This is a genomic window from Micromonospora sp. NPDC050795 (assembly GCF_044456785.1).
Lineage (GTDB): Bacteria > Actinomycetota > Actinomycetes > Mycobacteriales > Micromonosporaceae > Micromonospora.
On sequence record NZ_JBITGE010000018.1, the window covers coordinates 63,183 to 88,773 of the forward strand.

Sequence of the window (25,591 nt, forward strand, 5' to 3'; positions counted from 1 at the left end):
TCGTACTCCCACTCTGCGGCGGTGCGCCGCGTCTGCAATCCACGGTAGAAAGGGATGGCCACCTCGCCCTCGGTCCCGAGGATGAGCGGCGACCCGTGGACCCGTAGGTGCTTTACCCGGGCAACCCCTCGCTGACGCCTCCCCGGGCCGCCCGCCGCAGCCGGGCGGGGCGGGGCGTGGGGCGGGAGACGGTGGTCGGGTGTTCACGTCCCGGACCGGGTGGCGGGTGAGCTGGGCGGGTAGGCTGGCTGATCGGCCTTCCACACCCCGGGAGGCCGGCACCCATACCCCGGACGGTCACGAGCGGGGCCGCCAGACCGGCGGTCACGACCCGGCCGGGTCCCGTACGCCGGGACGACGGCGAGGAAGCGCAGCCATGATCAGTGTTTTCGACCTCTTCAGCGTCGGTATCGGGCCGTCCAGCTCACACACGGTGGGGCCGATGCGGGCCGCGCGGACGTTCGTCGGAGGGCTGAAGGCCGACGGGCTGCTCAGCGACACGGCGCGGGTGCAGGCCGAGCTGTTCGGCTCGCTGGGTGCCACCGGGCACGGCCACGGCAGTGGTCCGGCGGTGCTGCTCGGGTTGGCCGGCGAGTCGCCGGAGACCGTCGACACGGACACCGTCGGTCCTCGGGTCGAGCGGATCCGGGCCGAGCGGCGGATCAACATCCTCGACGCGCACGAGATCGACTTCGACCCGGATCGGGATCTGACGCTGCACCGCCGCCGGTCGTTGCCGTACCACCCGAACGGGATGACCTTCGCGGCGTACGACCGGGCCGGTGCCGTGCTGCGCAGCCGCACCTACTACTCGGTGGGTGGCGGGTTCGTGGTGGACGAGGCGGCTGCCGGGGCGGACCGGATCAAGCCGGACAGCACCGTGGTGCGGTACCCCTTCCTGACCGGGGCGCAACTCCTCGACGTCACCTCCCGCACCGGGCTGTCGATCAGCGAGGTGATGCTCGCCAACGAGCGTTCCTGGCGCAGCGAGGCGGACATCCGGGCCGGTCTTCTGGAGATCTGGCGGGTGATGCAGGAGTGCGTGCGCAACGGCTGTGAGCGCGACGGCGTACTCCCCGGGGGGTTGAAGGTCCGGCGGCGCGCGGCGGAGCTGCGGCGTGGCCTGGAGGCGGAGGCCGGGTCGGCCGACCCGTTGCACGCGATGGACTGGGTGACCCTGTTCGCGCTGGCGGTCAACGAGGAGAACGCCGCGGGTGGCCGGGTGGTCACCGCGCCGACCAACGGCGCGGCCGGGATCATTCCGGCGGTGCTGCACTACTACACCCGGTTCGTGCCGGCCGCCGATGACGAGGGCGTGGTGCGGTTCCTGCTGACGGCGGGCGCGATCGGTGTGCTGTTCAAGGAGAACGCCTCGATCTCGGGTGCCGAGGTGGGCTGCCAGGGTGAGGTCGGTTCGGCGTGCTCGATGGCGGCGGCGGGGCTGGCCGAGGCGCTCGGTGGCACCCCGGAGCAGGTGAAGAACGCGGCCGAGATCGGGATGGAGCACAACCTCGGGTTGACCTGTGACCCGGTGGGTGGCCTGGTGCAGATCCCCTGCATCGAGCGGAACGCGGTGGCTAGCATCAAGGCGATCACGGCCGCCCGGTTGGCGTTGCGCGGCGACGGGGTGCACAAGGTGTCGCTGGACAAGGTCATCAAGACCATGCGGGAGACCGGCGCCGACATGAAGGTCAAGTACAAGGAGACGGCGCGTGGCGGTCTGGCCGTCAACGTGATCGAGTGCTGAGTCCGGTCGATTCGGGGCAATCGTTCACCGACTGCTAACCTGTCGTCCGTTTCAGGAGGCGGGAGGCTGCGGTGACCTCTGGCGTCGCGGCGTTGTGGTCGCACCGCAACTCGCTGCGCATCCTGGTCAGGCGGGATCTCGCGGTCAAGTACCAGCAGTCGGTGCTGGGCTACTTCTGGTCGTTGATCGAGCCGCTCGGCATGGGCGCCATCTACTGGTTCGTCTTCGGGGTGCTCTACTCCCGGGACACCGGTCGGCACCTCGGTGAGGCGGCCGGGTCGTACCCGTTGTTCCTGATCACCGGCATCTTCGCCTGGATGTGGACCAGCTCCGCGCTGAGTGAGGCGACGAACGCGTTGACCGGCCAGTCCCGGCTGATCACCACGATGAACGTGCCGCGTCAGGTGTTTCCGATCGGCCGGGTCACCGGCCGGTTCGCCGAGTACGCGGCCGGCCTGCCGATCCTGATCGCCATCGCGGTGATCTACGCGGTGCACGGCCGGATCCACCCGGGTTGGTCGCTGCTCTCGTTGCCGCTGGCGGTGGCCGTCCAGGCCGTCCTGCTGACCGGGCTCGCCCTGCTCCTGTCCGCGTGGAACGTGCTGATGCGCGACGTGGAACGGCTGATGCGACTGATCATCCGGGTGCTCTTCTACGCCACGCCGATCATCTATCCGCTCAGCCTGGTCCGGGAGTCCGGGCTGCCCGGCTGGCTGAAGGTGGTGTACGAGCTGAACCCGCTGGTCGGGATCTTCCAGCTGCACCACGCGGTCTGGTACCCGGACGAGTTCCCGGACGCCCGGCTGCTCGCCACCACGATCGTCGGCAGCCTTCTGGTGCTGGCCGCCGGTTGGTGGTCGTTCCGCCGGTTGGAGCCCGCCGTGCTCAAGGAGCTGTGAGGTGGCCGCGCCGATCATCGAGGCCGACGGCCTGGGCATACGGTTCGTCCGTAACCGTCGCCGTCAGCTCCGCCTGCGGGAGTTGTTCATCCACCGGGGCTCCCGTGGCGCGCTGCCCGGCCAGTTCTGGCCGTTGCGGGACGTGTCGTTCACAGTGCAGCCCGGCGAGACCGTCGGGGTGATCGGGCGCAACGGCACCGGCAAGAGCACCCTGCTGCGGCTGATCGCCGGGGTGCTCATCCCGGACGAGGGCGGCATCCGGGTGAACGGCGCGGTGGCGCCGTTGCTGGAGTTGTCCGCCGGCTTCTCCAACGACCTGACCGGGCGGGAGAACCTGCACCTGGTCGGTGGGCTGCACGGACTGTCGACGAGCTACCTGAAGCGGCACTTCGACGAGATCGTCGAGTTCGCCGGTGAGCAGGTGGAACGGGCCATCGACACGTCGGTGCGGCACTACTCGTCGGGGATGAAGGTGCGGCTGGGCTTCGCGATCATCTCGCACCTGCCGCACCCGATCCTGCTGATGGACGAGGTGACCGCGGTCGGGGACGCGGAGTTCCGCAAGAAGTGTTACGCGACGATTGATCGTCTGCTCGGGGAGGGGCGCACGCTGGTGCTGGTGTCACACAACGAAAAGGACCTGACCCGGTTCTGTCGTCGGGGGTTGTACCTCGACGCGGGCCGGTTGACGCTCGACGGCACCATCGCCGAGGCGCTCGACGCGTACCACGCAGCGGTTCCGCGGTGACGCTCGCGATCGTGCTCGCCGCCGGAACGTCCGCGGCGGGCCTCACCACGGCGACAGGTGAGCCGCTGGCCGACCGGCTGGCCGCCCAGTTGCGGCTGGCAGGGGCGGACCAGGTGCGCTTCGCCGCCACCCTCGACGAGTTGTCCGACCTGGTCACCACCGCGACCGCCCCGGTGCTGGTCACCGGCACCGACCTGGTCGCGCACACCGCCGTACTGCGGCACCTGGCCACCAGCCCGGTGGGCCCCACCGTGGCGCTGGTGCTCGGCGACCCGCCGGTGCCCGGTCGGACCGCGGTGCGCGAGGAGCGCGGCCAGGTGGTCGACGCCGGCGCGTTGGACGCCCTCGACGGGGCCGCCACCGGCGTGTTCGGCGGCGCGCTGCGGGTCGGCGTGGACGACCTGCCGACCCTCGCGGCCGCCGCCCGGGCCGCCGCGTCCGGGATGCTTCCCGTCGCCGCGCCGATCGGCCCGGCCGGAGACGTGGCGCCGCTGCCGGCGACCGGCGGGGTCGGGGCCGGCGGGTCGGTGGCGGCCGGTGGCCCCGGGTCCGCCGTGGACCGGCTCTTCGCGGGCCTCACGGCGCTCGGCACCCTGGTCTTCGCCCAGCGGGTACGCCTGCTCGTCGCCCACCGGGTCGAGGACCCGGCCGGGCTGACCGCTGCCGAGGCGGCGGTGACCGCTGTCGACGAGGACCGGGCCGAGTTGCGGCTGTCGGTGAAGGAGAAGGACGACTTCTTCTCCACCTACTTCGTCAGCACCTGGTCGCCGTACCTGGTCCGGCTCTCGGCCCGGCTCCGGCTCACCCCGACCGGGGTGACGGTGATCTCGGTGCTCTTCGCGCTTGGCGCGGCGGTGCTGTTCGGGGTCGGTGGGCGGCCCGCGCTGGTCGGTGGCGCGGTGCTGCTCTACCTCGGCTTCGTGCTCGACTGCGTCGATGGCCAGCTGGCCCGCTACACCCGGCACTTCAGCGCCTGGGGTGGCTGGCTGGACACCATGGCGGACCGGGCCAAGGAGTACCTGGTCTACGCCGGGTTGGGCTTCGGTGTGAGCCACGCCGGGCTGGGCAACGGGTGGGCGCTCGCCATCGCCGCGATGACGTTGCAGACCGTCCGGCACATGACCGACACCTGGTACGGGGTGCTGCACGACGAGGCGGCCCGCCGCCCGCGTACGGCCACGAACGCCAGCGGCGGGATCGGCGACCGGCTCAACGCCGCGTCGACCCGGGTGCAGGCGGACACCGGGTCGGTGTCGTACTGGCTGAAGCGGACGGTGGTCTTCCCGATCGGTGAGCGGTGGGCGCTGATCGCGCTGACCGTGGCGCTGTTCAACCCACTGGTCAGTTTGATCGCCGTGCTGGTCTGGGGGGTGCTGGCATTCGCGTACACCGGGGCGCTGCGGACCCTGCGGGCCAGGTGGATGTGGGTGCCGGTGCTGGACACGGTCGACGCCACCCTGCACCGCGACGACGGGCCGTTGGCCCGTTGGCTGCCGGTGGTCCGCCCGATGGGACCGCTGACCCTGGCGGTCATCGCGGCGCTCGGCCCGGCGGTGCTTCTGGTAACGGCGCTGCTGAGCGACGCCCCGGACGGGCTGCGCTGGGCGGTGCCGGTGGCACTGCTGGCGCTGCTCATCGGTGGCCTCGGGGCCGGTGCGGCGCACAACGGCCCGTTGGACTGGCTGGTGCCCGCGGCGTTGCGAGCCGCCGAGTACCTGTTCGCCATCGCGGTCGGGGTGGTCGGTGCGGCACCCGGCTGGCTGATCTTCGGGTACGTCTTCGTGCTGACCGTGCACCACTACGACCTGACCGCCCGGCTGGAGAAGCGGCAGGCGGCACCGCCCCTGCACGCGGCGACGCTGGGCTGGGACGGGCGTTCGGTGCTGCTGGCCCTCGCGGCGATCGCCGGTATTGCGGGTATCGGACTGGCTACACTCGGTGCGTACCTTCTCGTGGTTTTCGTGGTGAGCGTCGTCCTGGCCTGGTTCGTGCGACCGGCCCGTAGCGCGCGGGCGTCGGTGGCGCCGGCGGGCGCTGGAGGTGCCGCGCCGCGCTGACGGAGGGCGGCCGGATGACTCTGATCAGCTTCGTGGTGCCGGCCTTCCGGGTGCAGGGATACCTGCGGGAGTGCCTGGACTCCATCCTCGGTCAGCCGGAGACCGACATCGAGGTGATCGCCGTCGACGACTGCTCGCCGGACGCCAGCGGCGACATCATCGACGAGTACGCGGCCCGCGACCAGCGGGTCCACTCGGTCCGGCTGCCGGAGAACGTCGGCCTCGGTCCGGCCCGGAACATCGGGCTGGACCGGGCCGTCGGCGAGTACGTGTGGTTCCTCGACGGCGACGACTGGCTGGCCCCGGAGTGTCTGACCGAGGTCGCCGAACGGTTGCGGGTGACCCGCCCGGACGTCCTGCTGGTCGACCACGTCCGCACCCACTGGAACGACACCGCCACCCGCAGCGCGATGGCCGAGGTGTTTCCGGAGTCCCCGGGGCCGGGCACCTTCCGCCTGCGGGACCGGCCGCAGGCGATGCACCTGCTGCACACCGCGTGGAACCGGCTGGTCCGGCGGGAGTTCCTCGACGACCTGGGGTTGCGTTTCGCGCCCGGCTGGTACGAGGACGTCTCCTTCAGCTACCCGGTGCTGATGGCCGCGCACCGGATCGGCGTACTCGATCGGGTCTGCGTCAACTACCGCCAGCGCCGCGCCGGCGCCATCACCCGGACCCGGGGTGACCGGCACTTCGAGGTGTTCCCGCAGTGGCACCGGGTCTTCCATCTGATGGATTCGTGGGGGCCGGCGACGGAGGCCCTGCGGCCGGCGGTCTTCGAACGGATGATCTGGCACTACCTGACCGTGCTCGGCAACGGTCAGCGGATCGCGCCGGAACTTCGGGAGGCGTTCTTCGCGCAGATCACCGCCGACTACGAGCGCTGGCTGCCGCCCGGCGGTTATCCGGTGCCGGACGGCGTCGAGGGGATCAAGCACAAGCTTGTCGCCTCCGGCCGGTGGCGCACCTTCAGCGCGTTGCGGGCCGCCAGCCGGGCCCGCGACGCCGCCCGTCGGCGGGCCCGCACCGCGCGGCGCACTGTCGGCCCGGTCGCCCGGCGCGGTGCCCGGCTGACCCGGGACGGGCTGCTGCGTGAGTACTACCGGGCCGAGTTGCGGCGGCCGGTCGACCCGACGCTCGCGGTGTACGCGGCGTACTGGTACCGGGGCTACTCCTGCAACCCGGCGGCCATCTACGAGGTCGCCCGCCGGTTGGCGCCGGGGGTGCGCGGGGTGTGGGTGGTGCGCCGGGACCGGGTGGAGGCCGTGCCGGCCGGAGTGGAGTACGTGGTGGCCGGCACACCGGCGTACTACCGGGTGCTCGCTCGCGCCCGGTGGCTGGTCAACAACGTCAACTTTCCGGACTTCGTCCGCAAGCGACCGGAACAGGTGCACGTGCAGACCCACCACGGCACGCCGGTCAAGGTGATGGGGCTTGATCAGCAGCGCCACCCGATCGGCGCGGGCCGGATGGACTTCGCCGGGCTGCTGCGCCGGGTGGACCGGTGGGACTACAGCGTCAGCGCCAACAGCTTCTCCACCCAGATGTGGGACCGGGCGTACCCGGCCTCGTACACCACGCTGGAGGTGGGGTACCCGCGCAACGACCGCCTGGTCACCGCGGGCCCGGACGAGGTGCGCCGACTCCGCGCGGAGTTCGGCCTCGACCCCGATGAGCAGGTCGTCCTGTACGCCCCGACGCACCGCGAGCACCTGCCCGGCTACCGGCCGCCGTTCGACCCGGACCGGTTCGTCAAGGCGCTGGGTGACTCGGGCCGGTTGCTGATGCGCAGCCACTACTTCCACGACCGTGATCGCCGCCCCGGCCAGCCGAGGGACTGGGAGCGGGTTCGTGACGTCAGCGGCCACCAACGGGTGGAGGATCTGTACCTGGTGGCGGATGTGCTGGTCACCGACTACTCGTCGGCCATGTTCGACTATGCGGTGTTGGACCGGCCGATCGTGCTCTACACCCCGGACTGGGAGGCGTACCGGCTGGCCCGCGGGGTCTACTTCGACGTCACCGCCGAACCGCCGGGTGCGGTGGCCTCCACTTTCGCCGATCTGCTCGATGTGTTCCGCACCGACGGTGTGCGCTCGGACGCGGCGACCAAGGCCCGCGAGCATTTCCGGGCCCGGTTCTGCACGTTGGACGACGGGCGGGCGGCGGAGCGCGTGGTGCGGCGGGTGTTCCTCGGGGAACCGGACGAGCGGCCCACGCGCTGCTGATCGCGATTTCTGTCGCGTAATAGCAGTGTCATCGATCGAACATGAGACGTTTACCCGATGTCACAAACCCATGATCCTGGTCACAGTCTTGGGGGGTTCGGCCTACGCGCTGGGGGGGAAGACGGTGAGCACCGTCACGCTCAAGGATGTGACCAAGGTTTTCCGAGATGGCACATTGGCCGTCGACAGCATCAACCTCGATGTGAACGACGGCGAGTTCATGGTGCTGCTCGGGCCTTCCGGGTGCGGCAAGTCGACAGTGCTGCGAATGATCGCCGGGCTGGAGGAGCCGACCACCGGTGCGGTGATGCTCGACGGGGAGTTGGCGAACGACCTCCCCCCACGCGACCGCAGGATCGCCATGGTCTTCCAGGACTTCGCCCTCTACCCGCACATGACGGTCGGCGACAACATTGCCTTTCCGCTGCGACTGGCCGGGGTCGAGCCAGAGCCGAGGGGCGAGCGGGTCAGCGACGTGGCGAGCGCGCTGGGCATCGGTGACGTGCTGGCCCGCAAGCCCGGTCAGCTCTCCGGCGGGCAGCGGCAGCGGGTGGCGATGGGCCGTGCGATCGTCCGCCGGCCCGGCCTGTTCCTGATGGACGAGCCGCTGTCCAACCTGGACAGCGGCCTGCGCGCCGAGTTGCGCGCGGAGATCTCCGGCCTGACCCGCGAGCTGGGCGTCACCACTGTCTACGTCACGCACGACCAGGCCGAGGCGCTCACCATGGCCGACCGGGTGGCGATCATGCGCCGCGGCGTGCTCCAGGACGTGGGCACACCAACCCAGGTGTACGGGCGGCCGGCGACGCTCTACGTCGCGGCGTTCCTGGGCAGCCCACGGATGAACCTGCTGGAGGCGTCGGTCTACGTCCATCTCGACCGGTACGTCACGCTCAACCTCGGTGACCAGTCGCTCTACCTGCCCTGGAACGACATCCGCAGTCGGGCGGTGGCGCACTACCACGGTGAGCGGATCGTCGTCGGCATGCGGGCCGAGGCGCTCACCCCGGTCGCACCGGACAGCCCCGGCGACGTGCTGCGCGGGCGGATCCGCTACCTGGAGCACCACGGGCACGAGTCGCTGGCGTTCCTCGACATCGGCGCGACCGCGATCGTGGTCGACGAGATGGGTGCCCCGCTCGAACCGCCGCCGGTCGGCCAACGCGGCCTACGCCGCTTCGGCTCGGTGATGCAGCGGCTCACCGGCAAGCCGGTGGACGCGCAGGAGGCTCCGCCCAGTGGCGTCCAGACCAGCGTGCTTCCCGATCCGGGCCGGCACCACCGCCGCCCGGCGGAGCTGGCGGTGCGGCTGGCACCGTACCCGGCGGTCAGCGCCGGTCACCCGCTCGCCGTCTCGGTACGGATGGACGCGCTGCACTTCTTCGACGAGCGTGGCGACCGGATCGACGTGGGTTGGCGCTGACGACGTCCGACCGTGCCCTGGCGGCGAGATCGCTGGTTGCCGGCCTGGTTACCGGTGAGTAACGTCATGCCATGACTATCGACTCCCGCCAGGTGGCGGCCGGCATGCTGGAAGCGGTGCCGTTCGCTCGCACGCTCGGTATCGAGTTCGTCGAGGTGGCACCCGAGGCGGAGGGCGGCGTGCGGGCAGTCGTCCGGCTGCCCGACTCGGCGGCCACCCACAACCACATCGGCGGGCCGCACGCCGGTGCCATGTTCACCCTCGGCGAGACGGCCTCCGGCGCGGTCGTGCTGGCTGCCTTCGGGCAACTGCTCGACCGGGCCGTGCCACTGGCCGTCCGGGCCGAGATCGCCTACCGGAAACTCGCCATGGGTCCGGTGCTGGCCACCGCGCGACTCGGCCGGCCGGCGGCCGAGGTGACCGAGGAGTTGGCCGCCGGTCGACGACCGGAATTCCCCGTCGCGGTCCAGATCACCACCGAGGACGGCAAGCCGACCTCGGAGATGACAGTGATCTGGACGCTGCGACCGAACTGAAACGCCTCAGGGCGGCCGAAACGGGTTTGCGTGCCCAGCAGGGTGGATAGATTCGTACCGTGCTGGGCCTACCTGCTCACGTGACCGCCTGTCTCTTCGACCTGGACGGTGTGCTGACGCAGACCGCCCGCGTACACAACGCCGCCTGGACGCAGACGTTCGACGAGTTCCTCCGTCAGCGCGCCACGACCTCCGGCGAACCGTTCCAACCGTTCGATCCGGGCCCGGACTACAACCGCTACGTCGACGGCCGCCCCCGGGCCGACGGCGTGCGGTCGTTCCTCGCCTCCCGAGGGATCGTGCTGCCCGAGGGCAGCCCGGACGACCCGCCGGAGGCGGAGACCGTCAACGGCCTGGGCAACCGCAAGAACGTCCTGCTGCTGCACCGTCTGCGTACCGCAGGCGTCGAGGTCTACCCGGGCTCGGTGCGGTATCTGAAGGCGGCGACCGCCGCCGGGCTCCGCCGAGCCGTGGTCACCGCCAGCGCGAACGGGGGCGAGGTGGTCGCCGCCGCCGGGCTGGAGCCGCTGCTGGAGGCCCGGGTGGACGGGATCGTCGCCCGCACGCAGGGGCTGCGCGGCAAACCACACCCCGACTCGTTCCTCGCCGGAGCCAGGCTGCTCGGCGTCGACCCGACGCAGGCCGCCGTCTTCGAGGACGCGCTCTCCGGGGTGGCCGCCGGCCGTGCCGGTGGCTTCGGCTACGTGGTCGGCGTCGACCGGGTCGGGCAGGCCGACGAGCTGCTGGCCCACGGTGCCGACATCGTGGTGACCGACCTCGCCGACCTGCTCGACGGCGCGAACCCCCCGGCGCCGAACCGCACCGCCACCGACCCGCTCGCCGCCGAACGAGGCTCCGGATGATTCGGGAGCGCGCCTACCCGGTCGAGCCGTGGCACGTCCGGGAGACCCGGCTGGACATGGACGTGCTGGCCCAGTCCGAGTCGGTCTTCGCGCTCTCCAACGGGCACGTCGGCCTGCGGGGCAACCTCGACGAGGGCGAACCGCACGGCCTGCCCGGCACCTACCTCAACTCGTTCTACGAGCTGCGTCCCCTGCCGTACGCGGAGGCGGGCTACGGCTTCCCCGAGTCCGGGCAGACCATTGTCAACGTCACCAACGGCAAACTGATCCGGCTGCTGGTCGACGACGAACCGCTCGACGTGCGTTACGGCGAGCTGATCGCCCACGAGCGGATCCTCGACCTGCGGGCCGGCACGCTGCACCGGGAGCTGCACTGGCGCTCGCCCGCCGGCCGGGAGGTCAAGGTCCGCAGCACCCGTCTCGTCTCCTTCACCCAGCGGTCCGTGGCCGCCATCAGCTACGAGGTGGAGGCCGTCGACGGCCCGCTGCGGCTGATCGTGCAGTCCGAGTTGGTGGCGAACGAATCGTTGCCCGCGCAGAGCAAGGACCCTCGGGTCGCGGCGGTGCTGGAGTCGCCACTCCAGGCCGAGGAGGAGCTGACCACCCCCGACGGCGGCCAGCTGATCCACCGCACGAAGGTCTCCGGATTGCGGGTCGCCGCCGCCATGGAGCACGAGGTGCACGGCCCGGACCACACCACCATCGAGTCCGAGGGTTACCAGGACTGGGTGCGGACCACTATCGCCTGCGTGCTCCAGCCCGGCGAGAAGCTGCGGGTGATCAAGTATCTGACGTACAGCTGGTCGAGTCGCCGGTCCCTGCCGGGGCTGCGCGACCAGGTCGGCGCGGCACTGGCCGGTGCCCGGCTCGACGGATGGGACGGGCTGCACCGGGAGCAGCGCAACTACCTCGACGCGTTCTGGGACGCCTCCGACGTGCTGGTCGAGGGCGACCCGGAGGTGCAGCAGGCGGTTCGGTTCGGGCTCTTCCACGTGTTGCAGGCCGGCGCGCGGGCCGAGCAGCGGCCGATCTCGGCGAAGGGGCTGACCGGCCCCGGCTACGACGGTCACGCCTTCTGGGACACCGAGATGTTCGTCCTTCCGGTGCTCACGTACACCCAGCCGAGCGCGGTGCGCAGCGCGTTGCAGTGGCGACACAGCACGCTGGATTCGGCGCGGGAACGCGCCGAGACGCTCAACCTCAAGGGCGCCGCCTTCCCCTGGCGCACCATCGGAGGCCCGGAATCATCCGGGTACTGGCCGGCCGGAACGGCAGCCTTCCACATCGCCGCCGATATCGCCGACGCCGTGCGCCGCTACGTGATGGTCACCGGGGACACCCAGCTGGAACGGGAGATCGGGCTGGAGCTGATGGTGGAGACCGCCCGGCTGTGGCGCTCGATCGGCCACCACGACCGGCACGGGCAGTTCCACATCGACGGTGTCACCGGCCCGGACGAGTACACCGCGGTGAAGAACGACAACGTCTACACCAACCTGATGGCGCAGCGGAACCTGCTGGCCGCCGCCGACGTGGTCATGCGCCACCGGGACGAGGCGTTCCACCTCGGCGTCACCGACGAGGAGGCCGCGAGCTGGCGCGACGCCGCCACCTCCATGCACGTCCCGTACGACGGTGAGCTCGAGGTCCACCAGCAGGTGGAGGGCTTCACCCGACTCCAGGAATGGGACTTCACGCACACACCGGCGGAGAAGTACCCGTTGCTGCTGCACTACCCGTACTTCGAGCTGTACCGCAAGCAGGTGGTGAAGCAGGCCGACCTGGTCCTCGCCATGCACTGGCGGGGAGACGCCTTCACGCCCGAGGAGAAGGTGCGCAACTTCCTCTACTACGAGCGCCGCACCGTACGCGACTCGTCGTTGTCGGCGTGCACCCAGTCGGTGCTCGCCGCCGAGGTGGGCCACCCCGAACTCGCGCACACCTACCTGCGTGAGGCCGCGTTGATGGACCTGCACGACCTCAACGAGAACACCCGCGACGGCGTACACATGGCGTCGTTGGCCGGCGCGTGGCTCGCCCTGGTCAGCGGGTTCGGCGGTCTACGCGACCACGACGGCGAGCTGTCCTTCGCCCCCCGGCTATCCAGCCGACTCAGCCGGTTGGAGTTCTCGCTCCAGTGGCGGGGGTTGTCGCTGCGGGTGGATGTCCGGCCGCACCAGACGACGTACTCGCTGCGACACGGCGGCCCGGACGACGTGGTGGAGCTGCGCCACCATGACCAGGTGCTGCGGGTGACCTGCGACGAGCCGGTGACGGTACCGGTGCCGTCGGCCGAGCCGTCCGGCCCGCCGCCCGAGCAGCCACCGGGCCGGTCCCCGCTGCTGCGGTTGCCCGAACGCGAACAGTGACGGGCGGGGTGGGAGTCTTCCCGCCCCGCCCGCCCACGCTGTTGATCGAACCGGCCTGCCGGCCGAAATTGATCAGACCGGCTCACCGGTCGACGGACGCCCAATCGCGTCCCGGGGCGCCGCCGCCTTCGGGTCGTCGGGCAGCCGGGCCGAAGCGGCCTGGTCGCCGAAATCCTGGTCCCCGACGTCCTGGTTGCGGTCGGCGTCCTGTTCACGCTGGGTTCGCTCGGTCAGCTGCTGCTGCCGGGAAATCTGCTGCTTGGCCATGGCGATCCTCGCGATCCGTCGGGGCGCGGCTGCGCCGACACGGTCTGCGGTCGCTCGTCGCGTACCCGGCGCCCCAGCCGACAAACGCGGCCCGGCCGCGGGCGCACGGCCCCGGGTGAACGCCGTCGCGGCGCGCGTGCCCGGCGGCGGGCGGGGTACCCGGGCCACCGGCGAGTACGCGGAGGTGGGGCATGGACGAGCAGCGCAGCGTGACCATTCCGGTCGGGGACGCCCAACTCCCCGCCGACCTGACGCTGCCCGCACAGCCGGTCGGCGTGGTGCTGTTCGCGCATGGCAGCGGCAGTTCCCGGCACAGCCCGCGCAACGTGGCGGTGGCCCGGACGCTGAACGACAGTGGGCTCGGCACGGTGCTGGCGGACCTGCTCACCCCGGCCGAGGACGAGGTGGACGCGCGAACAGCCGAACTGCGCTTCGACATCGGGCTGCTGGCCAGCCGGCTGGCCGGGATCGTCGACTGGCTGGCCGTCGAGCGTCCTGCCGGCGATGCGCCGATCGGTCTGTTCGGGGCCAGCACGGGTGCTGCCGCTGCCCTGGTCGCGGCGTCGTCCCGCGCCGACCGGGTGGCCGCAGTGGTCAGCCGGGGTGGTCGGCCGGACCTGGCCGGGAACGCGCTGGCCCAGGTGCGTACCCCGACGTTACTGCTGGTCGGCGGGCTGGACGAAGAGGTGGTCACGCTCAACGAGCGGGCGCTGGCCGAGTTGGGGGAGGTCGGCGAGTTGCGGGTGATCCCCGGCGCCACCCATCTCTTCGAGGAGCCCGGCACCCTTGAGCAGGTCGCCGATCAGGCTGGCATGTGGTTCACCACGCACCTCGTTCGGTGATGATCACTCCGAGGGCAGGAGAGCCGAGGCCGAGCGGCGCTGTTGGACGGTGTCGATGACGCGCCAGAGGACGGCGGTGATCGGGACGCTGACGAAGGCGCCAGCGATGCCCGCGATCAGCGTGCCGGCGGTGACCGCCACCAGGATCACCGCCGGATGCAGTCGGACCTGCCGCTTCATGACCAGCGGCTCCAGCAGGTTGCCCTCGATCTGCTGCACGGCGATCACCGCCGCGAGGGTGAGCAGCGCTGTGGCCGGCCCGTTGGCGGCCAGCGCCACCAGCACCGCCACCGCGCCGGCCACCGTCGCCCCGATGATCGGCACGAACCCACCGAGGAACGTGATCAACGCCAGCGGCAGGGCGAGTGGCACCCGCAGCACCACGAGAGCCAGCCCGATGCCCAGCGCGTCGATCGCGGCGATGAACATCGTGCCCCGGCTGTACGCGCCCAACGTCTGCCAACCGTTGCGGCCGGCCTCGGCCAGCACGGGTTGGTTCGGGCCGGACACCCGGGACAGCACCCAGTGCCACATGGACCGGCCGTCCTTGAGCAGGAAGAAGAGCAGCACCAGAGCCAGCAGCGCGGAGCCGAACACCTCGGTGGCGGTCCGGGCGCCGGCCACCGGATCCGGTGAGCTGCCGCTGAGCCCCTCCCGGGCCTGGTCGACCAGCCGGTTCAGCTGGGCCTCGCTGACCGGCAGGGTGGACGTCACGAAGTCCCGGCTGCGTTCGACCCCCTGCGTCAACTCCTGGCTGAGCTGATCGAACTGGCTGGCGGTCAGGTTCCACACCAGGGCGCCGACGCCGACCAGGATGCCGAGCAGCAGCAGTACGGTGCAGAGCGCGGCCAGCGCCGCCGGCAGGCGCAACCGGCGCAGCAGCAGCAGGACCGGATCCAGCAGTGCGGTGAGGAAGATGGTGGCGGCCAGCGCGATGGCCAGCGGCGCCAACAGTACGGCGATCCGGCCGAGCAGGTACAGCCCGGCGGCGATCACCACCAGGCAGGCGCTCCACAACACGGCGGTCCGGACCAGCCACGGCAACGCCGCCCAGGTCTGGCGCGGCCCGGGGCCGCCTGTCGGTCCGGGTACCTCTGCGGCCATGTCGGTCCTCCTCGATGTCGACGAGGTCGGTACCCGGTCGGTCGTGCCCCGACACCCGAATCGCTGGCCGACGCCCGCGCGATCGTACGTCGACCGGAGTGACGCGGGTGGGCGTTCGCCGATCACGTCCGGACCGGCGGCGTTTGCGTGGTCCGGCCGAGGGAACGCGAAGGGGACGGACCGGACTGAGGAGGAACGCCATGGGTGACTTCATGGACAAGGCCAAGGACTTCGCGGACAAGCATGACAAGCAGGTCGACCAGGGTGCGGAGAAGGCCGGCGACATGGCCGACAGGCGCACCGGCGGCAAGTACGGCGATCAGATCGACAAGGGCGTCGACCAGGCCCAGGCGCGCACCGGTGAGGGCGATCAGGTCCGCTGACTAGCCGCGTTTCTCCCGGGCCGCCGAACCTCGGCGACCCGGGAGTGCCAGGTCCGGATGGTGTGGGTCAGCGCTTGTCGCGTAGCTCGTCCATCGAGGTCGGCCGGCCGCTCAACGCGTCGCGCAGCCGGTCGACCAGGCCGATGCCGGGGGCGAGCAGCTTGTTCGCCGGTGGGTGCTCCGGGCTCCCCGGGTGCGGCCGGGTCGGCCCGATCTCCTTGATCACCGTCACCCGGGCCGCGATCTCGACCAACTCCTCCCGGGCCGTCGCCGCGCGCAGCCGCGGAAAGAGTTCCTTCTCCTCGTCCGCCACGTGGTGTCGGACGGTGCTGGTGAGGTGGGCGAGCAGTTCGTCGAAGCGGGGGTCGGACGGGTCGGCTGACTCCAGCTCCTTCATGGTCCGCTCGGCGTCGGCGTGCTCCGCGATCTCCCGGTCGGCGATCTCGTTGCCGTCGGGCAGCACCTTTCGGGCGATCGGATACACGTACGCCTCCTCGGCCACCGAGTGGCGGACGAGTTCGGCGGTCACCACGTCGGCGAGGCGTCGGCGGTGCTCGGCAGTGCCCTGCCGGGTCGCCAACTCGACGAGCACCGCCTCGATCGCACGATGATCGGAGACCAGGATGTCGACGGCGTCGTGGTCGTCGGTGTTCGGTGGATTGGTCATTGTCACGGCCCCTTACCGGTTGCGGATCGGTGGGAGGTGTGTGGCTCTGGTACCCCCACGGGGCTGCACAAACCAACGGTTGACGATGCGTACGTCGGTGTCGGTGGTACCTGCGGTGGCGGTGGTGCCCGGCCGCCACGATTGCCGTGCCGCCGCCGGGGTAACCGCCGCCATGGCCGACGACCGCCCACCCGCCGACCGCGATCAGTCGCGGTTCGATGAGACCGCCGAGCGGACGGTCCGGCGGGTGCGGCACCGTGGCGGGCAGGCCGGCCGGATCCGGGCCCGGCAGTGGGAGGTCACTCTGGTGATCTCCATCCAGGCCGGGCTGGCCGCGGCCATCGCCGCCCTGCTCGCCAAGAATCTGCTCGGCCAGGGATCGCACGTCTTCGCCCCCGCCGCCGCCGTCGGTACGATCGCCACCGCCATCGGGCAGCGGGCCCGCCGGACCTTCGAACTGTTGGGCGGCGTGGCCCTGGGCATCATCATCGGCGACACGCTGCGATTCCTGCTCGGCTCGGGCCCGTGGCAGACCGGCGTGGTGGTCGCGCTGGCCATCGCCAGCGCGTTGCTGGTGGCCGGCAAGGGCGGCCCGCTCGTCGGGCAGGCCGGCGGTACCGCCGTGCTGATCGCCACGCTGGCCCCGATGCAACGCGGCCTGGAGGTGCCCCGCATCTTCGACGCGCTCGTCGGTGGGGCGGTCGGCCTGGTGGTGGTCGCGCTGTTGTTGCCGATCAACCCGATGCGGGTGCTGGACCGGGCCGCGGCACCGATCTTCGCGATCCTCTGCGAGCAGCTCGACGAGTTGGCGCAGGCGATGCGCGGGCGCGACGTCGCCCGGACCATGGGCGTTCTCGACCGGCTTCGCAGCACCGAGGACGACCTGGGCCGGTTGCACGATGCGCTCAGCGGCGCCGAGGAGGTGGTGACGATCGCCCCGGTGCGCTGGCACCGCCGGCAGCAGTACCACCGTTACGCCCGCAGCGCGGGCCACCTGGAGCGGTTACTGCTGGACACCCGCGCCATGGCCCGCTGGTCGACCACCGCGTTGCAGTACGACGAGCCGATCCCACCGGAGCTGCCGGACGCGATGGGCCGACTGGGTCAGGCGGTGGCGGAGATGCGTGCGGAGTGCAAGGTCGGTGACGACACCCAGCGCACCCGTCGACTGGTCGAGCAGTGCGCCGAGTTGGCCGGGCGGGCATCGGCGACCGGGGTCAAGTCGTTCGGCGAATCCCTCGTCACCGGGCTGCGTACCGCGGCCAGCGATCTGCTCCGGGCAGCGGGTTTCGAACCGGAGGACGCCAACCGGATCGTGCGCCGGGCGGCCGGAGTCGGCGAGGCGGAGATCCACCCGCCACTCCGCCGACAACTGCACCGGGCCCCACCGACGCGAGCCGCCCGAGCCCGTCGACGCGCACACCTCGCCGCCCGAGCCCGTCGACGCGCACACCTCGCCGCCCGGGCCCGTGACGACGGTCGGGCCGGCCGCCCCGCACGGGAGAGGCCGGCCCGGTGAACCGTCCGGATCAGGAGGAGTAGCCGCGCTCGGCGATCCAGTTGGCGACCTTCGGCAGGCTCATCCAGTACTCGCCCAACGCCGGGTCGGCCGGGTCGGCGACCCGGATCGTGTCACCACCGTCGCGGTAGCCGACGAGGGTCAGGTAGTGGCCACCCTCGTACGAGTGCGGGTTGCCGTCGGTGTCCACGGTCGTGCCCTTGATGTTGGCCACCACCGGGCGGCCGGCGTCCACAGCGGCCAGCACGTCACGACGCAGCTGCTCGACCTGGTCGGGGCGGGCCACCGAATCACGGATCTCGGTGGTCCGGTACTTGCCGCCGGTCAGTTCGTTGAGCACGCGGGTGGTGTCCAGGGCCGAGGGGGTGCCCGCCTCGGTGGTGCCGAGCAGCCGGGCCACCTCGTCCTGCGAGAGCGCCTTGCCCTGGGCGGACAACGCGATCCTGGTCGCGGCCGGGCCGCAGTAGTAGAAGTTCGGCTGGGCCTGGTAGTCGACGCCGAGGACCCGCTCGGCGTGCCTGTCGGTCTGGCTTGACGAAGCCGGAGCGGCGGGTGCCGGCGCGGCCTGCGCGGCCACCGCCGGGCCGAGGGCGCAGCCACCGGCGACGAGCAGGCCGACGACGGACAGGCCACTCTTCTGGACGATCGGGTTCATGGTCGAGTCTCCGTTCGGGGGTTGTCGGCTCCGACAAGCGGAGGGCGGCAGCACCGGGAATGGCGCTCGGCGCAACACGGGGCCGACCAGCTGTGGTCTCGGCCCTGGGCGTACCGAGGGCGTAACGGCTCTGCTCCACGGAGAATTCCGCGGCTGAGGGCACCGGGACCCGCACGGCGTCCCTGCCCCGACCCGAACCGGTCATCGGGGACACACGTCAGCTCAGAGGCTGCCCAACAACCTGGTCACGGTGATCTCGATGACCACCCGCTCCGGATTCGGGCGTGGTGTCCGATACCGCTCGGCGTACCGCCGCTCGGCCTCCGCCACCGCGGCCGGATCCGACCGCAGCACCGCGCGGCCCTCGATGGTCAACCAGCGGCGGCCATCCACGTGGCACACCGCCACCGCCGCGCCCGCCGCGCCGGCAGCCGCCACCTGACGGGCTTTGCGGGAGGCGCCGGAGGTGATGACCCGGGCCAGGCCGGCCGCCGGGTCGAGAGTCACCCCGACCGGTACGACGTGCGGAGTGCCGTCCGCCCGCAGGGTGGTCAGCGTCGCCAGGTGTCGTTCGGCGCAGAAGGCGACAACCCGCTCATCGTGCACATCCAACCGATGATCGCCCGCCATGCCCGTCCCCTGTCCGCCGAACCGACCCCGATCATGGCACGCGGCGGCGCACCTGGCCCCGATCCGGCGGGGCGTCCGGCTGACCGGGCAGCTGGCGACCTGCCGCCCGACGCTGGTGCACCAGCCGGGTCAGATAGATCAGCGCGGCGGCCAGGACCCCCATGTCATCCAGGTAGATCGGGTCCGGCAGCACGTCGACCGGGAAGACCGTGTAGATCAGCGCCCCGTAGAAGGCGACCTTGCCGCCCGCGCCCAGCCCGGTCAGCATCCGCCGGGTACGCACCACCCGCACCGCCAGCACCACGGCACCGACCAGTGTGGCGAGTGCCAGGATGCTGGCGATCACCACGAGGACCCACGCCTGTCGGGACATGCCGTCACGCTAACCCACCAGAGCCCGCGCGGCTCAGAACGCGGGCACCGTCGCACGGCCGCGAGCGGTCACCTTGTTCTCCCGGGTCTGCTCGACGTTCTCCCGGGGCTGCGCGCCCACCGGTCGGGCGACCTCGCTCAGCGGCAGCACCGACGCGGACTCGGCGACCCGTCGCCCGCTCGCGGCGTGCGCTTCCTCGCGCAGACTGCGAGCCGCGGCAACCGCCAACTCCGCCGCCCGCCACGCGCTCTGCTCCCGCTCGCGGGCTGCGGCGTGCCGGGCCGCCAGGTTGTCCCGGATCGCCCGCTGGAGCACCAGCTCCTGCTCGACCGGGTGCAGTCGCGGGTCCCAGCCGTCGCGGTGCGCGAAGACGTCGCTGAGCTGCTCCACCGACAGCTCCCGCCGCCAGTACGCGTCCAGCGCCGCCCGGTGCAGGTAGCGCTCGCGGTCCGCGTACTCGGCGGGGGTCCGCACGGTGTGCGGCAGCGGCATGGCGGCCGCCGCGTCCAACCGCCGTACGCCAGCCTCGGCCGCCTCGTACGCCAACCAGGCCGCCTCGACCGCCTCCTGCGCGGCCACCCACTCCGCCCGGCGGCGCCGCACCGTGGTGGTCGCCCGCTCGGCGGCCACCGCGACCTCCTGCGCGTAGCGGCTCTGCTCCCGCTCCTCCTGGGCCTGCTCAAGTTGGCTCGGCATTGCGGCGCGCCGGATCCGGGAACCCGGGTCGAAGCGGAGCCGGCCGGGTCGCAGCAGGAGAGCGGAGACAGCGACGGCCACCACCCCGAGGAGGCTCAGCCAGATGACGGCGGCCCGGGAGAGGTCGGGCAGGGCGGCGGAGAGGATGGTTTGCATGTGACAGCACCTCGCGGTCGAAGGCGGGTATCGACGGGCGGCAGGAAGGCGCGGCAGCACCGGTCGGCCCGGTGGCGGGATGATCCGTGGACGGCGAACTCAGGTGCCGTGCGGGAGGATCAGCCGGGATCGGGCCCCGGAGATCGCCGGGCCTGGCTCAGCGGGTGGGTGGGCCGCGTCGTGCGGGGGAGCCACGGCCGGGATCGGCGGCCGGGACGTGCACCGGGCCCGCCGCGACCGGACCGGTCGCCGTGGCGGTGTCGAGCGTGTCAGCCGGCGGGGCTTCAGCGGGCTGGCCGGCGCGCTCGTCGGCCGGGCCGGCGTCGGGGCTGACACTCGCCACCCGGCTGCTCACGGCGCTGGGCCGCAGCTGCGTGGGGGTGGGCGGTGGGGTCGCGGCGAGAGCGGCACCGAGGCCGACCGCGAGGACCAGCGCGGTGACCGCCAGGCGGGTCAGTTCCCGCAGTGACCGCAGCACAGCCCATCTGGCTGGGCGGACGGACGCTGCGGACGACACCCGACCAACCTATCGCCCGTTCCGGCCGACCGCAGCACGGCGATGGACGGCGCGGGCGTGACTACCACCACCATGCGCACTGTGGACACCGCCGATCAGGGCCCGGGAACGGCGACGCCCCCGACCGGATCGGGTCCGATCGGGGGCACCGTGAATCGTCGGGGCGCACCGCCGGTGGCGTGTGCCGGCCGGCGGCGGGCCGTGGTCAGTCGCCGGTGCCGAGCACCGGGGGCGCAGCCCTCTCGTCGCCCTGCCACACCATCTCGTCCTCGGTCAGCCAGGTCAGCCGCTCGTCGGAGTCGTCGTCCTGCGCACGCCCCTGCCCGCCCAGCACACCGGGACGACCGCCGCCGGACCCCGGCCGGGCGTTGCCACCGGTCATGGCCGGACGACCGCCGCTTCCACCACGCTGGCCGTCGATGCTGCGCCCGACCCCGTTGGCGGCGCGGGTCTCCGCCGGGGCCGCGCCACCGCCGGTCGGTCGAGCCGCGTTGGGGGCCGCGCTGCCCGAGCCGGCGAGCGCGCCGCTGCGCAACACCCCGCCGGCCGGTGCCCCGCCCTGCGCCCCGTAGAGCAGGCCGGGACCGGTGCTCGCCGCAGTGGGCGCGCCGGCCGGCCCGGACAGCCCGACCAGCCCGGCGGCACCCCCGCCGAGCAGCGCGCCGCCGAGAATCGGGTCGGCTCCGGCGAGGGACGTGCCGCCGCCAGCGAGGTCGCTGCCAGCGCCGGTCGGAACGGTGACGACAGCCGCCCCGCCGCCGGTGACCCCGCCGACCTCGCCCGGCGTCGAACCGTCGCCCGGCAGTTGGGCGACATGGTCGGGCGTCGAGATGGTCGCGTCACCCTTGCGCCCGGTGTCGGCGCCGGTCTGGGGGCCGCCGCTCACCCGGGCGATCGCCGAGACGCTCTGTGGCGTCGTCGGGTCCTTCCGGGCGGTGGTCGGCGTGTCCGGGTCCGGTGGGGGCGGTTCGACCACCCGGTCGTAGGCGGAGATCTCGTAACTGTTGGCCAGGCCGGCCACCAGGTTCACCATCCGCTGGTGGGCCTTCTCCTGCTCTGCCTTGTCCTGCTGGTGACCCGCGATGCCTCCGACGATCAGACCGGTCAGACCGAAGACCGCGCCACCCTTGATCGCACCGCCGATCGCCTTGTCGTTGTCGTCGGTCTCCTCCGGGCTCTCAGCCTGCTTGTGGGCGTCGCGCAGATGGTCGGCCATCATGGTCAGCCCCTGCTTGATGCCGGCCATCCCTTCGCCCAGCGCGTCGGTGTGGGCGACGATGAAGCTGAGTCGTCGGTGGAACTCCTGACCCGCCGAACCCGTCCAGGTGTTGGCGAGCTTGTCGAGGTCGCCGCTCAGCTCCCGGCCGAGACCGTCGAGGATGCCCTTGAGTTCGGCCCACTGGGTGGCCACGCCGTCGATCTGCTCCGGCTTGCCCGCCATCAGGCCGTCGTACAGCTGCTGGTGGCTGTTGCCCTGGTAGCGCTGGGTGTAGTCAGACACGCCCGTCCTCCTTCGGCTGCAACGCCCGGTCGACCGGGGTCAGCGCGGCGGTGACATCGTCGGCGTTCGCCGCGTTACGTGCCTCGGCGGTGCGGTAGTTGTTCAGGATCGTGCTCGTCGCCTGCTGTGCCGCCAGCACCGCCTGCCGGATCCGTTCGGCCTGGTCGACATAGGACTGGTGGACCTCGCTGTAGCGACGCGCCTTGTCGGTGGCGTCGAAGAACGAGCCAAGGGCCGGAGGACGGCACTGCATCTCCGTGTTGAGCTTGCGCAGCACCGACTCGGCCTGGCTCAACCGCGACGCCAGGTGCTCGTGGAAGTCCTCAAGGGACAACAGGTCGACTTCCGTACGCCCGGCCATGGCAACATCCCCGTCGTTCTGGTTGACAACCGTCAGCGGCATCCAGGTTAGTCCACCAGTGCGACTCCGGGCGACCCGTCGAAGCTGCTCAGCCGTCGGCGTCGGTCGATTCCGTGGACCCTCCGCCGGCCCCACCGCTCGACGGGGTGCCACTGGCCGGACTCGACGGTGTCGACCCCGACGGCGGCGCGGCGGACGGCGTGCCCGACGGCGGTGCCGCTGACGGCGAGCCCGACCTCGGCGCGGCCGACGGCGGTGTGGTCGACGGCGGTGCGGTCTGCGCCGGCCCGTCGGCAGCGAAGACGGCGAACGCGTCCTCGCGGTCCAGCGTCGGCCCGGTCGGGATCAGTGCGAGCAGGGAGCCGGGCACCGCCAGCGGGGTGATCCCGCCGTAACCGAGCACGTCGAGAGTCGCCGCCGAACCGAGCGGATACCGGATGCCCTGCGGGCTGATCAGGTAGATCGTCGACCCGGCGGCACCGGAACCGCTGGTCCCGGCACCGGGCGAGGCCTGCGCGATGACTCCCTTGCCGCCGGGCAGCAGCACCGCCTCGGCGGTGCGTACGGCGTCGCGCCTGGTCTGGCGCACCGGCACCAGGCCCGGGTCGCTGTCGGTCAACTCGGTCGGCACCCGGTCGAAGACCTCCAGGGTGGTGGTCGGCGGGCCGCCCGCGCTGCCCTTGCGGTACGTCGCGCACAGCGTGGTCTGACCGGGCTGGGCCGGGTAGAGGGCGGGCATCGTCGCCGGCACCCCCTCCTCCTCGATCCGCCGCTCCTCGAACGCCTCGCTGGCCTGGTTCGGGGTGATGTCGGTGATCCGGCCGCCATTGCTGACGAGCAGCAGAGCGGTGATCTCACTGATCGAGACGAGAGCGTCCCGGGTCAGCACGTAGTGCCGCCCGGCGGCCTTGAACACCGAACCGACGTTGTACGTCTGCCCTGCCACCGCGCGACTGCTGGGCTGACCCTCGCCGGGTAGTGACGGCCGGCGCAGCGGTGGCCCGGCCGGCACGGCGTTGAGCAGTTGCTGTCCGACCTGGAGTCGCTCGGTGCCGGCCATCCGCAGCGCCGTGATCGTGCGGGACGGATCGAGCAGCTGGAGTCGGGTGTTGTTGGTGACCAGGTACCGCTGGTCGTTCACCGAGACCAGCACCGCCCGGTCACCCAGCGGCGTGCCGCCGGGCAGCGCCCGGTCGATCACCAGCCGGGTGCTGGAGCGCTGCCGGTCGACCGGGTCGGGCACGTCGCAGACCGACCAGGGCAGGCCGGTCAGCGACTTGCGGTCCGGCAGGGCGTCCGGCGCCCCGACGATGCCGACGGTGACGCCGCGGGGCCGGTCCCGCAGCGACGCCTGGGACATCGTCCGCACCTGCGCACTCGCATCGTTCACGATGAGGCGTGCCGAGGTGTAGTTGAGCGTCGGGTGCAGCTTGCCCTGGATGAACACGTACGTCGCGCCGGTCTCCCGTTCGATGACCAGGGTCTGCTCGTCCAGCGGTGCCGCGCCACCGGTCAACTGGCCGTAGGCGCCGACCCCGCCCAGCACGATGGCCGCGGTGAGGACACTGCCGAAGACGGCCATGCCGAGCCGTCGCATCGGCAGGTTGGTGGTCTCCGGATCGCCCGACAGCAAGGCGGAGACGATGCGGCGGGTGACGAAGCGGTACGCCTGCACCTGATCGCGGCGGGTCCGCATGACTTACCTCCGGCGGGGTGGATCCGCGACGATCAGGGTCGGGGTGCCGTCGCGGGCTTCCCTACGATAAGGGGCCGACTGTGGTTCCTTGGGACCACCGCTCGTGGCCGGCACCGGTGAAGACCCGGCGCAGAGTCGTACCGTGCAGGAGGGACAGTCAGCGATGACGCAGGTTCAGGCGCCACCCGTCCGAGCGGTCACGGACCCTGTCGACGTTCCGACCCGGCCGGCGCCCCCGGCCGAGCGGCCCGGACGTGGGCGGGTCGGCCCCGTGCTGGTCGGGCAGCTCGTCGTCCTGGAGCTGTGCGCCCTCGGCGTCTGGGCCGCCACGGCCGGACCCAGCTGGGTGCTCGCCGCGGCGGGTGTCGCTTCGCTGCTGGTGGTCCTGGCGGCCTTCGCCCGTCGGGGTGGCCGTTGGTGGTTCGAGGACCTGCTGTTGCGCCGGCGTCTGCGGCGACGTGGTGAGCGGGCGTCGGCAGCGCTGGCCAGTGGTACGGCGACCGACCCGAGGTTGGCTGCGCTCGCTCCCGAGCTGAGCGTCATCGAGTTGACCGACCGAGGCACCCGGCTCGGCATCGGGCGCGACGACCAGGGCTGGTTCGCCGCCGTCGCCCTGCAGTCCGCCACCGGTGCGGCGGTCGGCTCGGTCGACGCCGCCGCCGTGGATCGCGCACTGCGGGTGCTCGCGGACTTCAGCGCCCCGATCTCCCGGGCCCAGGTCGTCGCGCACACGTTGGTCTGGTACCCGGCCCCCGGCGCGCCGCCGGCTGCGCACCGGACCGTCTGGGTGGCGGTGCGACTCACCGTCCGGGACGCCCGGGTCGAGGCGGTGAGCCGGGGCGGCGGGTTGACCGGCGTACACCGGACGGTGGCGGCCGGCATCGGCCGGCTCGGCAAGGCGCTGACCTCGGCGGGGCTGGCACATCGCCCACTGGGCCGGGAGGAGCTGCGTGCGGCCATCGTGTCGGCCGCCGGCCTCGACCTGGTGCCCGAGGCGCCGGCCGAGAGTTGGCGTGGGTTGCGCGGCGGCGGCTGGACGCACCGCTGCATGGCTCTGCGGGGCCGACTCGACGCGCCGCTCGGTCCGCTGGTGGACGCGATCACCGCGACCTCGGCGCCGTCGCACACGGTGGCCGTGACCGTCTCGTCGGACGGTCGGGTGGCGGCACCGCTGCTGCGGGTCGCAGCGATGGACAACCACGTCGAGGCCCTGGTCAAGGTGGTTCGCGACGTCGCCGGCCGGGTGGGCGCGTCCACCCGGCCGATGGACGGTCAGCACGGCCCGGGGGTCTACGCCACCGCTCCGGTCGCGTCTGCGCTGGGCGTCACCGCGTATCTGCGGTCGCGCTGAGAAGTG

Annotated in this window: 24 protein-coding genes; 13 read left to right on the forward strand and 11 right to left on the reverse strand. The window is 72.0% G+C overall.

Annotated elements, in window-relative coordinates; all coding sequences use genetic code 11:
- Nucleotides 1-376: 376 nt before the first annotated feature.
- The 9 genes from ACIBEF_RS17725 (at nt 377) to ACIBEF_RS17765 (ending at nt 12,867) form a co-directional block, all read left to right on the forward strand.
- The gene (locus ACIBEF_RS17725; RefSeq protein ID WP_396794338.1) at nt 377-1,747 is read left to right on the forward strand and encodes an L-serine ammonia-lyase; all 1,371 of its coding nucleotides are present in this window, start codon (nt 377-379) and stop codon (nt 1,745-1,747) included.
- Between the two features lie 71 nt (nt 1,748-1,818).
- Complete coding sequence (locus ACIBEF_RS17730) at nt 1,819-2,646, forward strand: ABC transporter permease (RefSeq protein WP_366340310.1); 828 nt, start codon at nt 1,819-1,821, stop codon at nt 2,644-2,646.
- A 1-nt stretch (nt 2,647) separates the two neighbouring features.
- A complete protein-coding gene (locus tag ACIBEF_RS17735; RefSeq protein ID WP_396794339.1) occupies nt 2,648-3,394 on the forward strand; it encodes an ABC transporter ATP-binding protein in 747 nt (248 codons plus the stop codon).
- Entirely contained in the window at nt 3,391-5,451 is a 2,061-nt protein-coding gene (locus ACIBEF_RS17740) for a DUF5941 domain-containing protein (protein WP_396794340.1), read from the forward strand. Before ACIBEF_RS17735 ends, ACIBEF_RS17740 begins: the two co-directional genes overlap by 4 nt.
- A gap of 14 nt (nt 5,452-5,465) precedes the next feature.
- A complete protein-coding gene (locus ACIBEF_RS17745; protein ID WP_396794341.1) occupies nt 5,466-7,676 on the forward strand; it encodes a CDP-glycerol glycerophosphotransferase family protein in 2,211 nt (736 codons plus the stop codon).
- A gap of 124 nt (nt 7,677-7,800) precedes the next feature.
- Nucleotides 7,801-9,099: an ABC transporter ATP-binding protein gene (locus tag ACIBEF_RS17750; RefSeq protein WP_396794342.1), complete on the forward strand. Its 1,299-nt coding sequence runs from the start codon at nt 7,801-7,803 to the stop codon at nt 9,097-9,099.
- Between the two features lie 71 nt (nt 9,100-9,170).
- Nucleotides 9,171-9,635: a DUF4442 domain-containing protein gene (locus ACIBEF_RS17755; protein WP_357232408.1), complete on the forward strand. Its 465-nt coding sequence runs from the start codon at nt 9,171-9,173 to the stop codon at nt 9,633-9,635.
- Nucleotides 9,636-9,694: 59 nt separating this feature from the next.
- Nucleotides 9,695-10,498, forward strand: coding sequence for an HAD family hydrolase (locus ACIBEF_RS17760; protein WP_396794343.1), 804 nt, complete (start codon nt 9,695-9,697; stop codon nt 10,496-10,498).
- Nucleotides 10,495-12,867 carry a glycoside hydrolase family 65 protein gene (locus ACIBEF_RS17765; protein ID WP_396794344.1) on the forward strand — a complete coding sequence of 791 codons (2,373 nt, stop codon included), beginning with the start codon at nt 10,495-10,497 and terminating at the stop codon, nt 12,865-12,867. Before ACIBEF_RS17760 ends, ACIBEF_RS17765 begins: the two co-directional genes overlap by 4 nt.
- A gap of 72 nt (nt 12,868-12,939) precedes the next feature.
- On the opposite strand, the gene ACIBEF_RS17770 is transcribed toward ACIBEF_RS17765, so the two are convergent.
- The gene (locus tag ACIBEF_RS17770; protein ID WP_396794345.1) at nt 12,940-13,134 is read right to left on the reverse strand and encodes a hypothetical protein; all 195 of its coding nucleotides are present in this window, start codon (nt 13,132-13,134) and stop codon (nt 12,940-12,942) included.
- A gap of 191 nt (nt 13,135-13,325) precedes the next feature.
- Here ACIBEF_RS17770 and ACIBEF_RS17775 point away from each other — a divergent pair, with 191 nt between their 5' ends.
- Nucleotides 13,326-13,976: a dienelactone hydrolase family protein gene (locus ACIBEF_RS17775; protein WP_396794346.1), complete on the forward strand. Its 651-nt coding sequence runs from the start codon at nt 13,326-13,328 to the stop codon at nt 13,974-13,976.
- Between the two features lie 3 nt (nt 13,977-13,979).
- Here ACIBEF_RS17775 and ACIBEF_RS17780 read toward each other — a convergent pair whose 3' ends face one another.
- Nucleotides 13,980-15,080, reverse strand: coding sequence for an AI-2E family transporter (locus ACIBEF_RS17780; protein ID WP_396794347.1), 1,101 nt, complete (start codon nt 15,078-15,080; stop codon nt 13,980-13,982).
- Nucleotides 15,081-15,280: 200 nt separating this feature from the next.
- Between ACIBEF_RS17780 and ACIBEF_RS17785 the strand changes: the two genes are divergently transcribed.
- Nucleotides 15,281-15,463 (forward strand): antitoxin, encoded by a 183-nt coding sequence (locus tag ACIBEF_RS17785; protein WP_396794348.1) that lies wholly within the window; start codon nt 15,281-15,283, stop codon nt 15,461-15,463.
- 67 nt (nt 15,464-15,530) lie between these two features.
- Here ACIBEF_RS17785 and ACIBEF_RS17790 read toward each other — a convergent pair whose 3' ends face one another.
- Nucleotides 15,531-16,130 carry a hemerythrin domain-containing protein gene (locus ACIBEF_RS17790; protein ID WP_396794349.1) on the reverse strand — a complete coding sequence of 200 codons (600 nt, stop codon included), beginning with the start codon at nt 16,128-16,130 and terminating at the stop codon, nt 15,531-15,533.
- A gap of 97 nt (nt 16,131-16,227) precedes the next feature.
- Here ACIBEF_RS17790 and ACIBEF_RS17795 point away from each other — a divergent pair, with 97 nt between their 5' ends.
- On the forward strand, nt 16,228-17,649 hold the full coding sequence (locus ACIBEF_RS17795; RefSeq protein WP_396794350.1) for an aromatic acid exporter family protein: 1,422 nt from the start codon (nt 16,228-16,230) through the stop codon (nt 17,647-17,649).
- A gap of 10 nt (nt 17,650-17,659) precedes the next feature.
- On the opposite strand, the gene ACIBEF_RS17800 is transcribed toward ACIBEF_RS17795, so the two are convergent.
- The 8 genes from ACIBEF_RS17800 to eccB form a co-directional block, all read right to left on the reverse strand.
- Nucleotides 17,660-18,304, reverse strand: a complete 645-nt coding sequence (locus ACIBEF_RS17800) for a C39 family peptidase (protein WP_357227586.1) — start codon at nt 18,302-18,304, stop codon at nt 17,660-17,662.
- 222 nt (nt 18,305-18,526) lie between these two features.
- A complete protein-coding gene (locus ACIBEF_RS17805; protein ID WP_357200033.1) occupies nt 18,527-18,934 on the reverse strand; it encodes a TIGR03618 family F420-dependent PPOX class oxidoreductase in 408 nt (135 codons plus the stop codon).
- Between the two features lie 31 nt (nt 18,935-18,965).
- Entirely contained in the window at nt 18,966-19,307 is a 342-nt protein-coding gene (locus tag ACIBEF_RS17810) for a YkvA family protein (RefSeq protein WP_357200030.1), read from the reverse strand.
- Nucleotides 19,308-19,340: 33 nt separating this feature from the next.
- Nucleotides 19,341-20,159, reverse strand: coding sequence for a hypothetical protein (locus tag ACIBEF_RS17815; protein WP_396794351.1), 819 nt, complete (start codon nt 20,157-20,159; stop codon nt 19,341-19,343).
- A 157-nt stretch (nt 20,160-20,316) separates the two neighbouring features.
- Nucleotides 20,317-20,676, reverse strand: a complete 360-nt coding sequence (locus tag ACIBEF_RS17820) for a hypothetical protein (RefSeq protein ID WP_396794352.1) — start codon at nt 20,674-20,676, stop codon at nt 20,317-20,319.
- Nucleotides 20,677-20,881: 205 nt separating this feature from the next.
- Entirely contained in the window at nt 20,882-22,177 is a 1,296-nt protein-coding gene (locus ACIBEF_RS17825; protein WP_396794353.1) for a WXG100 family type VII secretion target, read from the reverse strand.
- Nucleotides 22,170-22,580, reverse strand: a complete 411-nt coding sequence (locus tag ACIBEF_RS17830) for a hypothetical protein (RefSeq protein ID WP_355004994.1) — start codon at nt 22,578-22,580, stop codon at nt 22,170-22,172. Before ACIBEF_RS17830 ends, ACIBEF_RS17825 begins: the two co-directional genes overlap by 8 nt.
- A gap of 46 nt (nt 22,581-22,626) precedes the next feature.
- Nucleotides 22,627-24,234: a type VII secretion protein EccB gene (gene eccB / locus ACIBEF_RS17835; RefSeq protein ID WP_396794354.1), complete on the reverse strand. Its 1,608-nt coding sequence runs from the start codon at nt 24,232-24,234 to the stop codon at nt 22,627-22,629.
- A gap of 163 nt (nt 24,235-24,397) precedes the next feature.
- Between eccB and ACIBEF_RS17840 the strand changes: the two genes are divergently transcribed.
- Complete coding sequence (locus ACIBEF_RS17840) at nt 24,398-25,585, forward strand: type VII secretion protein EccE (protein WP_396794355.1); 1,188 nt, start codon at nt 24,398-24,400, stop codon at nt 25,583-25,585.
- Nucleotides 25,586-25,591: the final 6 nt, after the last annotated feature.

What these genes read in the sequence shown, in the direction of transcription:
- ACIBEF_RS17725 (WP_396794338.1), top strand. Translation starts at nt 377, where the DNA reads ATGATCAGTGTTTTCGACCTCTTCAGCGTCGGTATCGGGCCGTCCAGC.
- ACIBEF_RS17745 (WP_396794341.1), top strand. Translation starts at nt 5,466, where the DNA reads ATGACTCTGATCAGCTTCGTGGTGCCGGCCTTCCGGGTGCAGGGATAC.
- ACIBEF_RS17755 (WP_357232408.1), top strand. Translation starts at nt 9,171, where the DNA reads ATGACTATCGACTCCCGCCAGGTGGCGGCCGGCATGCTGGAAGCGGTG.
- ACIBEF_RS17765 (WP_396794344.1), top strand. Translation starts at nt 10,495, where the DNA reads ATGATTCGGGAGCGCGCCTACCCGGTCGAGCCGTGGCACGTCCGGGAG.
- ACIBEF_RS17770 (WP_396794345.1), bottom strand. Translation starts at nt 13,134, where the DNA reads ATGGCCAAGCAGCAGATTTCCCGGCAGCAGCAGCTGACCGAGCGAACC.
- ACIBEF_RS17775 (WP_396794346.1), top strand. Translation starts at nt 13,326, where the DNA reads ATGGACGAGCAGCGCAGCGTGACCATTCCGGTCGGGGACGCCCAACTC.
- ACIBEF_RS17780 (WP_396794347.1), bottom strand. Translation starts at nt 15,080, where the DNA reads ATGGCCGCAGAGGTACCCGGACCGACAGGCGGCCCCGGGCCGCGCCAG.
- ACIBEF_RS17785 (WP_396794348.1), top strand. Translation starts at nt 15,281, where the DNA reads ATGGGTGACTTCATGGACAAGGCCAAGGACTTCGCGGACAAGCATGAC.
- ACIBEF_RS17790 (WP_396794349.1), bottom strand. Translation starts at nt 16,130, where the DNA reads ATGACCAATCCACCGAACACCGACGACCACGACGCCGTCGACATCCTG.
- ACIBEF_RS17800 (WP_357227586.1), bottom strand. Translation starts at nt 18,304, where the DNA reads ATGAACCCGATCGTCCAGAAGAGTGGCCTGTCCGTCGTCGGCCTGCTC.
- ACIBEF_RS17805 (WP_357200033.1), bottom strand. Translation starts at nt 18,934, where the DNA reads ATGGCGGGCGATCATCGGTTGGATGTGCACGATGAGCGGGTTGTCGCC.
- ACIBEF_RS17810 (WP_357200030.1), bottom strand. Translation starts at nt 19,307, where the DNA reads ATGTCCCGACAGGCGTGGGTCCTCGTGGTGATCGCCAGCATCCTGGCA.
- ACIBEF_RS17815 (WP_396794351.1), bottom strand. Translation starts at nt 20,159, where the DNA reads ATGCAAACCATCCTCTCCGCCGCCCTGCCCGACCTCTCCCGGGCCGCC.
- ACIBEF_RS17830 (WP_355004994.1), bottom strand. Translation starts at nt 22,580, where the DNA reads ATGCCGCTGACGGTTGTCAACCAGAACGACGGGGATGTTGCCATGGCC.
- eccB (WP_396794354.1), bottom strand. Translation starts at nt 24,234, where the DNA reads ATGCGGACCCGCCGCGATCAGGTGCAGGCGTACCGCTTCGTCACCCGC.
- ACIBEF_RS17840 (WP_396794355.1), top strand. Translation starts at nt 24,398, where the DNA reads ATGACGCAGGTTCAGGCGCCACCCGTCCGAGCGGTCACGGACCCTGTC.